We start from the raw sequence: 15,427 nt of genomic DNA, 5'->3' as shown, positions 1-15,427 counted from the left end.
TATTGGTGAACCAAAATTAATAACACTCTCTGTTTTTATCTGCTTATGACTGATTCTCGCCTGCAACAGGCAATAAAACGTTATCAAACAGCTGTTGAGCAACTTAAGACTACTATTGATGCATCTACAGATCCCAATCATCTAATCGCAGATGCTGCTCAACCAACTCAACCAGAAGAAGTAAAACAGCAACTTACACGCACACAAATTTTAGAAGTGTTCACAGCACGAGACGAAGTACAGGCAGCACTGGCAGATACTATGCAGACATCTGGAGAGAGTTTAGCAGCGATCGCTCAACTAGACAAGATACTCAAAGACAATGCTACAGCGATCGCGACTATCCGCGATACCATTGACTGGCAAACCAGCTTCAATCCTCCCAAAGAAGCGTGGTGGTGGTCATTACAACCTGAAAGAAAGCCTCATAAATTTTGGGATCAGCTTGATTGGTTTTGGAGCGCCGTTTCTATATCTTCGCTAACTATTTCTCTTGGTTTAGTCGGAGACATCTCATCTCGTTTCCTCACAGGTGGGCCTGATACACTAGGCGCACTGGCAGTAAGTACACAAAGCATTTTGACATTGCTAACTGCTGGTGGAGCACTTACCCTAGCAGGACAGGAGTCCTACAAACGCACTCTTAACAGGTTGAAAATACCAGAGCGATTTTGGCAGGAAATTAGCGCGGGTTTCTCACTTCTATTAGTAATTGGCTTGTTAGGTCTGCGGTTATCTCTGCCACAAATTGCTATCCTGTATAGGAACTGGGGCTACAAAAACTTTGTAGAACATGATTTAGGAAGTGCTGAACGGAACTATCAGCGAGCGATCAAGCTCAATCCTGATGACGCCCTGGCTCACTTTCGCTTAGGTGTAATTTACGAAGAACTACAAAGACTGGATCTTGCTCGTACCGAGTACCAAATTGCAGCGCAAGATAATATTCCCGATGCCATCAATAATCTATCTCGTCTTTACATTCTCAACAAAAACTATCCTCCTGCGGTGAATTTGCTGTTAAAAGTATTAGCTGATGAACACAAGTTAAAGCCTAGTACAGAAGCTAAATACGCTTTACTGAAGAATTTAGGTTGGGCAAGGCTAATGCAGGGCAATTATCCTGATGCAGAAGCCAAACTACTAGAGGCGATTGACCTACAAATATCTGCCAAAGTCACAAAAAATATTGCGTCCCCTTACTGTCTATTAGCACAAGTCATGGAAGCCCAAAAGGATAAAAAAGGCGCTTTAAAAGAATGGGAAACTTGCATTCAATACGCTGATATTGCTTCTAGTACTGATGAAGATGGTTGGGTAATTACTGCTCAAAAACGCTTGGCAGAACAGGAGAATAAGAAATGAGTAGCTTAAATCTAACTTGCAAAATATTAGTATTAAGTGCAGTAGTATTGGGGATGACAAAAACTGCAATCGCCCAAGGTCAAGCAGCCACCGTCTACTCAGCTAGAATTGACTCCTCAACAGGTAAAGTATTCCTCAAGCGCCCTGATTGGTCAAATTTTCGACTTGTTTCTGTGGGAACAGAATTAAATCAGGGAGATCAGATCAAGCCTGATAAAGGTGTCAGGGTGAGAGTTGTTTGCCCTAATCTCTCCAAACCATTTGTTCCTGTAGGCGTTCAATCAGGTTTAAAAACAATCTGTCCTGTTTGGCAAGCAATTATATCTAAAGCACCTGCACCCGCGGGGACTTTAGGCGGTAATAATCCTCTAATTCCCTACTTAATTACCCCTCGCCATACTCTACTGTTGAGCAGCACTCCTACTTTCCGTTGGAATGCTATACCTAAAGCTACGCAATATACGGTAACTTTGCACAGTCCCACAGGAATAGTGTGGCAAAAGCAGGTCAAAAACAATTCTCTAGTTTATCCTGGCTTACCTCGATTACAACCAGGAACAAACTATTCATTAGTTATTAAAGCCAATAATGGCAAAACATCTCAGGACGAAGGCACTTCTAACCTCGATTTTAGAGTGCTACGTAAATCTGAGGCAGCAGCTATCCAATCTGAAGTAACTAAAATAACTAAATTAGGATTAAATGAACAAGTAACTGCTCTAATGCTGGCAAATCTTTACAGCCGCTATACTTTACCGCAAGATGCAATTCAAGCCTATGGTCTAACTACTGATACCTTCAAAAGCTATAACTTGAGTGCAGATGCGATCGCAACTTTAGAAACTTTAGTAAAAAAAGGTAAGCGATCAACAATCATTTATCGCTCCTTGGGAGATATTTACTGGCAAACTGGATTAGCCCAAAAAGCAGTGGACAATTATTTGGCAGCAATCAAACTTGCCAAAAGTGATGAAGATTTAGAAGAGAAGATATTAGCCCAATTCGCTTTAGGGGAAGTCTATGCTGCAACAGATGATAATAAGCAGGCTATAAGTTGGTATTCTCAAGCTAAGAATGGATACACTTTGTTAGGTGATAGTAGACGTGCCAATTTTTTACAGCAGCAAATAGAAAGCCTACAACAACAATAGCCTCTCTTACTCAAACTTTTGGTGCGATCGCTCCATGAATCCGTCTTCCTTGTCCCTGCTGAAACAATCAGCTTACGTAATGCATGAGGCGATCGCTGGTAGCTTCTACGAGAAAACCATACCAAATTGTAAAAACTGTTTGATGACTCTTATAAAAATGCGATCGCTCTTATTATTTTTCTAAAGGTTATAAATTGCCCCATTCTCAGCTAACCACTGCTTTCGCTCCAGATAATCTGGTAAAATACGCTCCACCCTATGCCAAAATGCAGTGCTGTGATCCGGTTCAATTAGATGCACCAGTTCATGAACTGCCAAATACTCAATCATCGTTCGTGGTAGCATTGCTACTCGCCAGTGAAAAGATAAATCCCCTTTGTGTCCGCAAGAACCCCAACGATTCCCTAACTCACGTACTTGTACTGAACGAGGCGAAGTAGCAACTTGTTTAATCAGTGTGCCAATTTGTTGTTCTACAATTGGCTGAAGGTGTTCCCGATACCACTGAATAAAGTATTCTCGACCTTGAGCTTGGGCTAGGCGTTGTAGCTCAAAGCGGCTTTGATATAGTCTCAGCGATGGCTGCTGTTGAACTTGCTCTACTACTTTGAGGCGATAGCTACGTCCTAGATAATAAAAACCTTCACCTGATACGTATTCTTTAACACTCGCTGGTGGATTTAATGACTCTTTTTTTAAAAGTTTACTGTAAATCCAGTAACGTTTCTCGCTGACAATTCTTTCTAATGTTTCTATTGGTACTTCTGGGGGAGAAGCTAAGACTAATTTACCATCACGTTCGACGGTAATACCTACAGTGCGGCGTTTGGAACTGTGGCGAATTTCAAAACTTAGGTCGCCAAAGGTGATGCTTGTCATGCCATTAAATTATCACGATTCCTCCTAGCTAGTTGGACTAATTTATCCGCAACTTCTTCGAGTTGGTTGTAACTCACTAAATCACGATCGTCCAAGTAGCCTGCTATCCACCTTCTTAAATCCTCTTGGACTATTTGGCTACCCCAATTTACCCGTCGTACTTCTTGGCGGATATGTTCGACAATTTCCACAGTTGCTTGAGCAAGTTCGGGGAGCTGTTTGTGGGAATATTCACCTAAAATATTGAGAAATGGCATTTGAGTTTTAGGATCTAATCCAGTCTCATCCGTAGTACGGGTAGTTTGGATTTGTTCTATATATTTCCGCAAAGCTTCAACTTTTTCTTCCCAGTTATCAGCTAAAGATTCCAGAATTTCTGTTAGTTTTTCACTTAAATTTTTGTAGTAAACTGGGTCTTCTTCATAATTTATGCTGATATGATGACGGGCAGCGAATTCCATTTCTGCGGCTTGTGCTTTAATCGAGCGATGGCGCTGGACATGGGTTTTAAAATCCAGTGACATGATATCAGTCGGTGGCACTTTTGGGTCAATACCTTGCGATTCAATATATTGGTCTATTAATGCTCTAACTTTCTCTTTGGCGCTAACGATGTTAAGTTTTTCATCTCTGTAGAGGTCAGCAACAGCTTTTTTAATAAAGCCTAACTTTTTGGCATCTCGAACAAAATTATAGGGCTGACGTGCTTCTGAACGCGGCAGTATTGTATCGAGAGTGTTGAGAAAGTCTTTGAAACAGTCGTTAAATTCAACTCTGAGGCGTTCATCTATGAGCAAGTCTACACAAGCATTTACATCATCAATTGTGCAGCCATTTTTAGTAAATAGAGCAATAACTTGCTGGTGTTTTTCGCGCAAATTTGGCAATTCTGCACGAATATCAAACCAGGCAGATTCTGTATCCAGATTCTCATAAACCGAGAGTGCAGCAGCGATATCAACGCCGTAATAATCGACCACTAAACCTTCTGTTTTTTTATCATCATACACTCGGTTAACACGAGCGATCGCTTGCAGCAATTCGTATTCTTTTAGCGACCTGTCTAAATATAAGACTTGTTCTAACGGAGCATCAAAACCCGTTAACAGCATCTTCTTTACGATTAAAATTGCTAAACTATCTTGGTCTAAAGACTTTTTAAATTTCTCAATATTAATTTCCTGTTGACTTTTATCTGTCCACTTTTTCCAACTACCGTCATCTCCTTTATCACCAGAGATGATAGTAGCAAATTCTAGCTTGCGTATCGTTTCAAGATGTGGGAGTGCTTGAGCAAAAAAACGAGTTTCGGCATCAAGCGATTCTAAAGTCTCCGTATTGAGACTTTGCAGAAGGGGGGCGCGGTGTTCTAGCTGCTGTACTATTTCCCGTTGCGCTTCCACAAACGCCTCTTGGTAACGGACGGCGGCGAGACGGGTAGAGGCGACTACTTGCGCCTTAAAGCCTCCTGCTAAAATGCGCTCAAGATAATGACGCAGCATACTTTTAGCTTTGGCTTTAATTAATTCGCGTGCTTCGCCAACTTGAGTTTTAGTTGCGTACTTGGCTTTAATTTGCGCCCGTTCTTCTGGGGTTTTATCAGCAAAGATAATTTCAAAAAGTTTGTCGAGGTCATCACCTTGGGTTACAGTACCTCTAGCTTCTAATCCTTCGTAGACAATGGGCAAAGTGACTTTATCTTCTTGGGATTGGCGGATATTGTATTCGTCGATAAATGAACCAAAAATTTGCAGGGTGGTTTTTTTGGCAGCTTTGACAATCGGTGTACCAGTAAAGCCGATACGGACACAGTTAGGTAAGGCTTCTAATAAATTGGTGTGGAGGGTTTTGGCGTGAGAACGGTGTGCTTCGTCAATTAGCACTAAAATATTTTCCGAAGGATTGAGGTTTTTCGGAATTGGTTCTATTTCTGCTTCTTCATCAGAATCTTCCCCACTTTGAAATTTCTGAATCATTCCGAAGACTAAGCCAGCGCCTGGTTGTTGCAAGTATTGTTCTAGCTTTTTGACGTTTTTAGCCTTTTGCAATGGTTCCCCAGTGAGGACGGCGGTATCTGCAAGTTGTTTTTCTAAGTCGCGGCGATCGGTGACAACAACAATTTTAAAGCGGCGTAATTCTAGGATAGTGCGAATTTTCCGAATTAGATAAACCATTGTCAGGCTTTTACCGGAACCTTGGGTATGCCAGATAATGCCACCGCGTTGGTCATCTGTGCCATGTTCGGCGCGGGTTTGATTGTGTTGAAGTCGGTGCAGTGCTTTGTAAACTGCGCGATATTGCTGGTAACGGGGGACAATTTTGATAGTGCGATCGCCACTGGTTTTAAATAGAGTGAAATTATGCAGGATGTCGATCAAATTAGCTGGTTTCAACATCCCGGCGATGAGGGTTTGGCGAGAATTTAATTCAGAAACGCCTAATTGTGCAGCAATTTCCGCTTGGGGACTGGGAATGGTATCTTTCCAGTCAACATAATGTTCATAATTTGCGCCGATGGTTCCGGCTGTTGCCCGTCCTCTAGAGGCTGCTATCATCAGCAGATTGTAGTGGAATAATTTTTCTGCACCTTCTGGTTGACTGCTACCCCGTTGGTTGGAATATTTCAATAAGTCTTGAATTGCTTCAGTTATTGGGTTATCTAAATTGGGACTTTTACATTCAATCACTACTAAAGGAATGCCGTTAACAAGTAGTACCATGTCTGGGACGATAAACCCCCGATTACCTGTTGCCCAAGGCGGGTCTACTCGGTATTGATTGATGGCGAGAAAATCGTTGCGATGGCAATGTTCAGGGTCAAATTCAATAAAATGAACGGTGTGCTGTTTGCCGTCCTGCCCTAAAACAGTAGTTCCTTTGAGTAGGAATTCTGTGGCGGCTTGGTTAGCCTCCATTAATCTGTTTGCGCCCAGGCGTTCTAACTGACTGACTGCGGTTTGAACTTGTATATCATCTAGCCAAGGGTTGCCGTTGTCATCCAGGTTAATGCGTTTGATGGAGGCTTTGAGCCGTTCTGTTAGTAGAACTTGCTTGAAGTTTTCGCGTTCGGTAACTTGAGGATCATTCCAGTTACCTTCCATATAATGCCAACCCATGCTGATGAGTTGATCAATAGTTGGTTTTTCTACATGGGTAAATTCTGGGCTTTCTGGCATTATTTTGTTTTTGGGCAGTAGTTAAGTATTTTTACTTTTATATCACAAATGGCAGGTATCATTTTTAGCTAGTTATTTAACCTTTATAACATCCGTTTGTTTTTTTACAGTTAAAAATTTATAGTAAAAATGTACTAATAAAAGTGCTTATAGTGGAGCTATAACTAATCAAACACACTGAGCATAGTTATTACCGGATCTAATTAGTATTATGAAAAATTCCAAACAATCGATTGTTGAAAAGTTTAAAAAGAAAGACCGAATTTGTAATATCTGTCAACTAGAGAAAGAATTATCGGAAGACCATGTGCCTCCTAAAGCTTGTCCTCCAGCTAAAAATATATTCATTTATAAGCTTTTATCTGAAATGACAGGAGACCGTTCATTTCGTCCTAGAATTTCTCAAAATGGAGTGACTTATAAAACGATATGCAGCGATTGCAATAATAAATTAGGTAATAGATACGATTGGGCTTTAGGTGAATTTAGCCAGAAAATTGAAGGCTTTGTCGAGAGTAGTTTGACTTTGCCAAATTATTTTGAGGTTGAATGCTATCCAAATGCAATTATGCGCTCTGTTTTAGGTCATCTTCTCGCAGCAAAAACACAAACCGATGAAGTAGTGATAGACACGCTCATAAGACCTTGCATCTTGGATAATTCATTGCCAATTCCTAATGATGTACATATTTTTTATTGGGTTTATCCTTATGAGAAAATTAGTATATTGAGAGATTTTGGAATGCCAGCCGTAAGAGGAAACTTTCAATTACCTGGCTTTTTCAATATGATTAAATTTTATCCTATTGCTTTTTTAATTACTCATCAACTTCCCAGCTATGAAGGATTATTAAGTTTACACAAGTTTAATCAGCTTTGCCCTAGTGATAAGGCAAACGTGCAAATTGATTTGCGTCCAATAAAGACCTCTACATTTCCTGAAGACTGTACTGGAGTTGATAACTTTCTTATGTTAGGACGAACTGCAAATGATTCTGTTTACGCAGTTTCCAAATCCAAGAAAACCAAAAACTAATTCTTAAGCCGATATATTTTTATTACATCTCTGTGGAAATCAACCAGTTTTGCTCATACAAATGCTGCCAAACTTTGCAAATATGTTCAGGCTTAAATAGCTTGCGCTTGCGTACACCGAAGGGGTTGCCGCAGGCATCGCTCCATTCGTGTACCAGCACGATCGCCTGCTCACTATCTTGTGCTAGTTTGGGATAACGGCTCAAAAATAATTACCTGTACATCTGGTATTTGGGCAAAGGCTGATTCTATCAGTGGCTTAACATCAGCCCAATTCAAGCCACCATTACCGCATCCTAAAGCTGGCATTGCAATTGATGTAATATCTAATCGCTGTACTTGTTGCACCAAAGCCACCAGTCCACTTTTAATATCTTCTATCTTTGAATTATTTCTCCAATGGCGCTTTGTGGGGAAGTTGATAATATATCTGGGGTTTAATAAGCTACCTGTTGCTACGGTAAACATCCGCCCTGGCTGGACTTCACTAGCTTTACAGGCTTTCTCATAGTGGCGGAAGTTTTCAGGATAAGCTTGCTTGAATTGCAAGGCAATCCCTTTGCCCATGACACCAACACAATTAACAGTGTTAACTAGAGCTTCTGCTTTTTCTTCTAATAGGTTGCCTTGCTTAAATTCAAACATATTTATGTTAACCAACTATGTCAACCTAGTTATCAATCCAATTTTCCAACAGAGGGCTGACTTTCACGAGTAACGGTCTCAAGTTTTTATGGTCAACTAATTTGTCATGCTGTAAACGACCAAGAATGATCCCTGGATATCTGCGATGAGTGTAAGCAAATTCTTCAATTGCTTGACGAGAGAAGTATTTTTTAATTCCGGAAACAAAAACCTTAAAGGCTTGAGGTTCTATCAACCAGTTAGCAGCTTCTTTATCAGCTTCTTTCTCTTTGTCATTGTCTTCTAAAGCATCTAAGTTATCTAAATAAATCCCTTGATGCCCTAAAACAATATGTGCTAACTCATGCATAAGAGTAAACCAAAATGAGTCAATCCGGTCATATCTCAATGTCAAGGCAATAATTGGTTTATCGTTCAAGTAATAAGCTGCACCATCGAGATAGGTTTTTTTTAGATGAGGCACGATTACAAAATGTACTCCTAAATCTGCTAGCAATTTAGGAATCCGCACAATAGTTTCTACTTGTTCAGCACAAGCAAGAATTTCAGGGATAGCAACTTCTAGTTGCTTGCGGTCAAAATTAGCAACTGTTTGTTGTTTGGCACGATACTCAACTCGTTTTACCCAAGCTATCCGAGAGGTTTCTTCTGGCTCTCTATGCTCGGAACAACGAAAGTTAACTGCTAATTGGGGTATTTCATTTAAAGACGAGATTCCGAGATAATTACAGACTTGCTGTTCTAATTCATCAATCGAATCTGTTGCTTGAATCCACCTATTCTTGATGAGTTCGGAGATAGGGGCTATTGTATACAATCGACTTTTACGAGCTATATCTTGCTCATTTTTTTCTTTTCCCGCTAGATGAAGACGATATTTTGCCTCAAGGTTTGTCCAGAACTCAGGAGAAGTCCCCAAAGCTTGGGAGAGTTCGATAGCTGTTTCTGGTGTAATTTGCTTACTTCCCCGGATAATTTCGTTGATGGTTTGAACTGGACGACCCATAATTTCTGCTAAATCTTTCTGTGTCCAGCCACGCGCTTCTAATTCTCTACTTAAAATTTTTCCTGGTGTTGGTACTCTCGCTGGTGTTAGCTTTTGGCTCATATTGCTGTCTCCCCTGCTGCTCCGGTTAGTGGTAATCTTCGATATCGATTATTGTGAGGTAATGTCCCTGTTCATCCTCATCCACTGTCACGATTAGACGCCACTGGTCATTTAAACGTAAGGAACGTTGTCCTTGTTTTCCTCGTTTACCTTTGAGTTTCTCAAATCTCAACCCTTTTAGAGCATATAATTCTCGCTCATCGACAGCAGCATCAATAATCGCCATGACTTCAAAAAAGTCATCAACCACACCTGGATATTTATGAGCATCTTTTTCTTCTGTGTAAAGTGCTTCGAGTTTCTTTTTTTTGAAATAAAAACGCAAAGCTCCCCCCAAGGTAAATGCAGCGGATTCTGCATTATACTACGGCTAAATTCAGCTTTGGGGTGAATCACTGATAATTTAATTTTAAATCTTAATGTGATAAGAATTTTAAGCAGTTTGTAAAGATTGTCAGACTATCTTGAAAGTTAGTGCAAACCTAATACTGTCAAGGGTTTCGACATTTTCCTCTAACCACATACCTTGCTTGAACCTCATCATCTACTATCTATAGTACAAATATACTATAACAGTAAGCTAAGGGCAGGTCAAATTTTGCCTGCTTTTTCTTATCGTCATCATCTTGCTCTAAAGCATCTTTAATCGTATTTACCCAACTATCAACCAAACCACCAAAATCTGACTCTGATAAAGTTCTGAGTTCATACCTCTGTTCATTCCACCAACTAGCAACCACACCCGCTACTTTAAAGCGGTCAAGTAATCTCACAGGTTCCAAGCTATCCACAAAAGAACTAAAAAACTCAGCGCGGAGTTCCATCACCTTTTTAGTTTTAGGCAACTCACTCAAACTAGCCGAGTGTATTAGCCACCAATCAATAAACATACTATAAAGTTTGCGTTCTTGCTGCTGAACACCAGCATCAGATTCTATAAAACTTTTAATCTGCCCTCTTTCATTAATCGCAGAAATAAAATCTAAATAATCCACTAATTCTTCTCCGCCAAAATCCTACTGGGGTCAAACCCATGTGCTGCTAATAATTCACGCTTCGCTTCGACCTCAGCCTTGGGTATTCCCCCAAATAAATGCGCTTTTACATCTTGTGGTTCTGGTGATGGCGCATTAGCAGCATAGCGGCGGATATTACAGTTGTAATCTTCTTCTGCCAATTTTTCCTTAGTTACTACTGCCGAATATCCAGGCAAAGCCACAAAATTTTTAAACACCCAGGAAATCTTTTCGATATGTTCAGGACGCAAATAATTTTGAGCGCGACCTGCATAATATTCAGCATCAGCATTAATAAACAAAACTTTTCCCTGGCGTTCAACTGGTTTCGCCCCTTGTGGACACATAACTAAAATACAGGCGGGGATACCTGTGCCATAAAACAAATTGGGTGGTAAGCCAATCACCGCCTCTAATTGATCGTGTTTAATAAAACTCTCCCGAATTTTCTTTTCTTCTCCGCCGCGAAACAGCACCCCATGCGGCATTACCGTCGCCATCAACCCATCAGTTTTGAGAACAGCTAACATATGCTGGGCAAACATCAAATCTGCTTTTTTACCCGTCTCAGGACAATAACCATGCGTAAAGCGTCCAGAAAATTGCATTCCCTCGCGGCTATAGTTTTGAGAAAAAGGCGGATTACTGATTACTCTGTCAAAGCGGATTAGTTCACCGTCAGCAATATGCAAGGGATTAAACAGAGTATCATCATTATGTATATCTGCATCTCGAATGCCGTGCAGCAGCATATTAATTTTGCAAATTGCCCATACGCCGCCGTTATTATCCTGACCGTATAGTGCTAAATTTCTGGCATCACGACCGCATTCTTCTACATATTGCTTGGACTGAATTAACATTCCCCCAGAACCACAACAGGGATCGTAAACTGACATCCCAGGTTGAGGTTTTAACAGACGCACCATCAGCTGCACTACTTCACGCGGCGTATAAAACTCGCCCCCTTTTTTCCCGGCTGAATCTGCAAACTCTTTAATCAGGTACTCGTAAGCCGCACCCAGCAAATCAGGAAATACAAAATCCTCATTTCGTAAACGATATTTATTGAAGTGTTTAATCAGTTCGCGCAACTTGACATCAGGAATCCGATTTTTACCGGCTTGACGATTAAAATCAATATGTTTTAATACACCTGTCAGCGCTTCGTTACTTTCTTCAAATGCCGTTAAAGCATCATTTAGCCCTTGTCCGACGTTTTTATGTAGCTCATCACGAATATATGCCCACCGCGCTTTTTCTGGTACAAAAAAAGTTTCTTTGTAAGTGGTGGGGTTTTCTGCCCTCATGTTTGCTTCTTCTTGTGTCCGTCCCCTTTGCAAATTCTGCTGCAAAATCTGCTCATACTGCGGCTCAAATACATCCGAGGCGCGTTTTAAAAAAAGCATCCCGAAGATGTATTCTTTGAAGTCCGAAGCGTCCATTTTTCCCCGCAGAATATCAGCAGCAGAAAAAAGATGACGTTCTAGTTGCGGCAGCGTGAGTTTGCCCATAGTAGATGCTGAGATTGCGACACTAATGCTTTGCCAGTATATCTCTTGTTGAGAGACACTCCAACACACTTCCAAATTGCTGAAGTCTAATCTTTCAATTTGCTGGCTATACGCTCGTGTATGGTATCCAACCATACTGGAATTACAGGTTGACCTGTTTTTATTTGGGCGATCGCTTGTTCTAATTCAAACTCTACAAGTTCGAGCGATCGCTTGTGATTGTCTCGTTGGAGCATCCACCGCGTACCTTTACCAGATTCAAATAATTCTGGTTCCTTGTCTTTCAATGTTTTAAGCGTAGTATTAGCAACATCAAAATTTAGCCCCATAGACAAAAAATATAACATTGCTGCCAGTTCGATCAAATTCGGCTTTGAGTAATAAATACTACGCCCTATTCCAGTCTCACCGATAACAGGCATAACTACACCCTTTTCTCGCCAGTATTGGAGCTGGCGCAGAGTGCAGCCTGTGATTTCAGCAGCTTGTTTACTCGTAAAAAAAATTTCCTGCATGAAATCATTTTATGCAGGAAATTTTACTAAACATATATGGTATTATTGAACATAATATGTTTTTAAATTTAAAATCGATGAGTCAAAACACGATTCAGTGTCGTCTTGTCGCTAGTGTTGTAACTCGCCAACAGCTATGGAAGCTCATGGCAGATAAAAACACTCCACTGATTAATGAATTACTCCTTCAAGTAGCTCAAGATCCTGACTTTGAAACCTGGCGACAAAAGGGAAAAATACCTACTGGGATAGTCAAGCAACTGTGTGCAGTACTCAAAACCGACTCTCGGTTTATTGGTCAACCAGGACGGTTTTACACGAGTGCGATCAATAGAGTTAATTACATCTACAAATCTTTGTTAGCACTGATGAAAAAGTTGCAATACCAACTGGACGGTAAAAATCGCTGGTTGGAAATGCTCAAAAGTGATATCGAATTAGTAGAAGCCAGTGGTGTTAATTTAGAAAGTCTTCGTCTCAAAGCTGCTGAAATTCTGGCTCAAGTTACACCCCAGTCAGATACGGTTGAACCACAACCAGCCAAAAGAAAGAAACGGCAAAAAACTAAAAAATCAAAAGATTCGGATAGCGATTGCGCGGAGCAGACGCTACGCGATCGCACTGTCTCCAAGAGCCTATTTGAGGCTTACAGCAACACAGAAGATAACGTAAATCGTTGCGCTATCAGCTATTTGCTTAAAAATAGATGCAAAGTGAGTGAGAAAGAAGAAGACCTAAAAAAGTTTGCCCAGCGTCGGCGCAAAGTAGAAATTCAAATTGAACGTCTCACGGAACAGCTAGCTGCTCGAATTCCTAAAGGAAGAGATTTAACCGATACGAAATGGCTAGAAACTCTCATTATTGCCACTCAAAAAGTTCCTAGCAATGAAGCTGAGGCGAAATCATGGCAAGACAATTTATTAAAAAAACCTAGTAGAGTACCTTTTCCAGTTGCTTTTGAGACCAATGAAGATATGACTTGGTTCAAAAACAAAGATGGGCGTATCTGTGTAAAATTCAATGGTTTTAGTGAACATACTTTCCAAATATATTGCGACTCTCGTCAACTCCATTGGTTTCAACGTTTCTATGAAGACCAGCAAATCAAACGAATCGGTAAAAAACAGCACTCCAGTAGCCTATTCACTCTCCGAAGTGGACTTATTGCTTGGCAGGAAGAGGAAGGCAAAGGCGAACCTTGGGATGTTAACCATTTAATTCTCTACTGTTCTGTAGATACTCGTCTGTGGACAGATGAAGGAACAGACCTAGTCAGAGAAGAAAAAGCAGAAGAAATTGCTAAAATTCTCACCAAAATTAAAGCCAAGGACGACCTCAATGACAAACAGCTAGCTTATATAAAAAGGAAAAACTCCACATTAGCCAGAATTAATAACCCTTTTCCTCGTCCCAACAAGCCTTTATATAAAGGTCAATCTCATATTCTTGTTGGTGTTAGCTTTGGTCTAGAAAAGCCTACAACAGTAGCAGTTGTTGATGGCTCTACAGGTAAAGTGCTTATCCACCGGAGTATTAAACAAATACTTGGTGATAATTACAGACTGCTTAATAGACAGCGACAACAAAAACACTGTTTATCTCATCAACGCCAAATAGCTCAAACACTTGCTGCACCAAATCAATTGGGAGAATCAGAGTTAGGGCAGTATGTAGACAGATTGATAGCTAAAGAAATTCTAGCGATCGCACAAACATATAAAGCTGGTAGTATTGTCCTCCCTAAGTTGGGCGATATGCGAGAACAAGTTCAAAGTGAGGTTCAAGCCAAAGCTGAACAAAAATCAGACTTAATAGAAGTTCAAAAAAAGTATGCCAAACAGTATCGAGTTAGTGTTCATCAGTGGAGTTATGGCAGATTGATTACAAGCATTCAAAATCAAGCAAAAAAAGCTGGAATTGTTGTAGAGGAGGCAAAACAGTCAGTTAGAGGAAGCCCGCAGGAGAAAGCGAAAGAATTAGCGATCGCAGCTTACTATTCCCGCAAAATAAACTGATTGACAAAACACCGAACCTTGACAATAAAATAAGAAAATTCAACAGCGCCGCAGTTCATGCTTGTTACAAGCCTCTGTGCTGTGTAAATTTGGGTTAGTTTGACTGTTGTCAAATAGTCTTGCTTTCTGACCCTGGTAGCTGCCCACCTTGATGCTGCTGTCCCTTGCGGACAGGAATAAGGTGCGCCCCCAGTAATAGAGGTGCGGGTTTACCGCAGTGGTGGCTACTGAATCACCTCCGACCAAGGAGGAACCCACCTTAATTATTTTTTGGCATGTTAAAGCGGGAGCGATTTTCCTGGGGTTGCTGCCAAAAGTTTAAATCGCTTGTTTAATGAGGTTTATAGCCTTTAAGGTGTCAGTTGATTTACTTTTTTAAGTGTTAACTGACAGGCGATTTTGGGAGACGTGACAAAAATGCCTTCATAACTATTGGTAAATCAAGGGTTTGAAGCGCAGAGTTTCAACACCCCTCCCAGCTAGAGGCGGGTTGAAAGATGATTTACGATCTTTACCTCAAAGAGTGGAAGCCTGGTTTCAACACCCCTCCCAGCTAGAGGCGGGTTGAAAGGTTCTTTGAAATTCCAATTTAGATTATGACCGAGTTTGAACACCCCTCCCAGCTAGAGGCGGGTTGAAAGTTTACTTTGCGGATCGCATCTTTGGGAGTTAGTCGTTGTTTCAACACCCCTCACAGCTAGAGGCGGGTATGAAAGCCAAAAGTTAACTGTAAGGAATAGTATGACTTGCTTGTAGTTTCAACACCCCTCTCAGCTACAGGCAGGTTGAAAGTTAACATACTACCACCAGTCATTACCTTGCCCATCACAGTTTCAACACCCCTTCTAGCTTGAGACGGGTTGAAATAAAGTCATTCACAATCGGATTGGGAAGTGAAGACCGATTTCAACAACCCTTCGGATAGAGATGGGTTAAAAAATTTATATCTTATTTTTCAGATTAGCTACAGAAGTTTTGTTAAAAAAGGTGGGTTGAAAGGACTCTTAA

General features: G+C 40.7%; 14 protein-coding genes. 5 read left to right on the top strand and 9 right to left on the bottom strand.

The features are described from left to right. The first annotated feature begins 45 nt into the window (after positions 1–45). The 3 genes from AC1F2U_RS13950 to AC1F2U_RS13940 are packed head-to-tail and all read left to right on the top strand — an operon-like array spanning position 46 to position 2,700. Positions 46–1,365 carry a tetratricopeptide repeat protein gene (locus tag AC1F2U_RS13950; protein ID WP_480261649.1) on the top strand — a complete coding sequence of 440 codons (1,320 nt, stop codon included), beginning with the start codon at positions 46–48 and terminating at the stop codon, positions 1,363–1,365. A gap of 53 nt (positions 1,366–1,418) precedes the next feature. Continuing rightward, complete coding sequence (locus AC1F2U_RS13945) at positions 1,419–2,516, top strand: tetratricopeptide repeat protein (RefSeq protein ID WP_480261648.1); 1,098 nt, start codon at positions 1,419–1,421, stop codon at positions 2,514–2,516. 34 nt (positions 2,517–2,550) lie between these two features. After that, the gene (locus AC1F2U_RS13940; protein WP_480261647.1) at positions 2,551–2,700 is read left to right on the top strand and encodes a hypothetical protein; all 150 of its coding nucleotides are present in this window, start codon (positions 2,551–2,553) and stop codon (positions 2,698–2,700) included. On the opposite strand, the gene AC1F2U_RS13935 is transcribed toward AC1F2U_RS13940, so the two are convergent. Next, a complete protein-coding gene (locus AC1F2U_RS13935) occupies positions 2,697–3,395 on the bottom strand; it encodes a M48 family metallopeptidase (RefSeq protein WP_480261646.1) in 699 nt (232 codons plus the stop codon). The genes AC1F2U_RS13940 and AC1F2U_RS13935 overlap by 4 nt on opposite strands. Beyond that, positions 3,392–6,571: a type I restriction endonuclease subunit R gene (locus AC1F2U_RS13930; protein ID WP_480261645.1), complete on the bottom strand. Its 3,180-nt coding sequence runs from the start codon at positions 6,569–6,571 to the stop codon at positions 3,392–3,394. Before AC1F2U_RS13930 ends, AC1F2U_RS13935 begins: the two co-directional genes overlap by 4 nt. Positions 6,572–6,782: 211 nt before the next feature. On the opposite strand from AC1F2U_RS13930, the gene AC1F2U_RS13925 reads away from it, so the two are divergent. After that, on the top strand, positions 6,783–7,607 hold the full coding sequence (locus AC1F2U_RS13925) for a hypothetical protein (protein WP_480261644.1): 825 nt from the start codon (positions 6,783–6,785) through the stop codon (positions 7,605–7,607). A 22-nt stretch (positions 7,608–7,629) separates the two neighbouring features. Here the strand turns inward: AC1F2U_RS13925 and AC1F2U_RS13920 are convergent, their stop codons facing one another. The 7 genes from AC1F2U_RS13920 to AC1F2U_RS13890 all read right to left on the bottom strand — a co-directional run bounded on the left by AC1F2U_RS13920 (position 7,630) and on the right by AC1F2U_RS13890 (position 12,404). Continuing rightward, the gene (locus AC1F2U_RS13920) at positions 7,630–7,812 is read right to left on the bottom strand and encodes a hypothetical protein (RefSeq protein WP_480261643.1); all 183 of its coding nucleotides are present in this window, start codon (positions 7,810–7,812) and stop codon (positions 7,630–7,632) included. Further along, the gene (darG, locus tag AC1F2U_RS13915; RefSeq protein WP_480261642.1) at positions 7,781–8,251 is read right to left on the bottom strand and encodes a type II toxin-antitoxin system antitoxin DNA ADP-ribosyl glycohydrolase DarG; all 471 of its coding nucleotides are present in this window, start codon (positions 8,249–8,251) and stop codon (positions 7,781–7,783) included. Before darG ends, AC1F2U_RS13920 begins: the two co-directional genes overlap by 32 nt. 25 nt (positions 8,252–8,276) lie before the next feature. After that, the gene (locus AC1F2U_RS13910; protein ID WP_480261641.1) at positions 8,277–9,359 is read right to left on the bottom strand and encodes a HigA family addiction module antitoxin; all 1,083 of its coding nucleotides are present in this window, start codon (positions 9,357–9,359) and stop codon (positions 8,277–8,279) included. Positions 9,360–9,384: 25 nt separating this feature from the next. Beyond that, positions 9,385–9,684 carry a type II toxin-antitoxin system RelE/ParE family toxin gene (locus tag AC1F2U_RS13905; protein WP_334856330.1) on the bottom strand — a complete coding sequence of 100 codons (300 nt, stop codon included), beginning with the start codon at positions 9,682–9,684 and terminating at the stop codon, positions 9,385–9,387. 226 nt (positions 9,685–9,910) lie between these two features. After that, on the bottom strand, positions 9,911–10,354 hold the full coding sequence (locus AC1F2U_RS13900) for a hypothetical protein (protein WP_480261640.1): 444 nt from the start codon (positions 10,352–10,354) through the stop codon (positions 9,911–9,913). Next, positions 10,354–11,889, bottom strand: a complete 1,536-nt coding sequence (locus AC1F2U_RS13895; protein WP_480261639.1) for a type I restriction-modification system subunit M — start codon at positions 11,887–11,889, stop codon at positions 10,354–10,356. The genes AC1F2U_RS13900 and AC1F2U_RS13895 overlap by 1 nt, the downstream gene beginning before the upstream one ends. A gap of 86 nt (positions 11,890–11,975) precedes the next feature. Next, positions 11,976–12,404: a MerR family transcriptional regulator gene (locus AC1F2U_RS13890; RefSeq protein ID WP_480261638.1), complete on the bottom strand. Its 429-nt coding sequence runs from the start codon at positions 12,402–12,404 to the stop codon at positions 11,976–11,978. Between the two features lie 77 nt (positions 12,405–12,481). On the opposite strand from AC1F2U_RS13890, the gene cas12k reads away from it, so the two are divergent. After that, entirely contained in the window at positions 12,482–14,419 is a 1,938-nt protein-coding gene (cas12k, locus tag AC1F2U_RS13885) for a type V CRISPR-associated protein Cas12k (protein ID WP_480261637.1), read from the top strand. Positions 14,420–15,427: the final 1,008 nt, after the last annotated feature.

The organism is Nostoc sp. LEGE 12454 (genome assembly GCF_056620565.1).
This window is presented reverse-complemented; position numbering and strand designations above follow the sequence as displayed.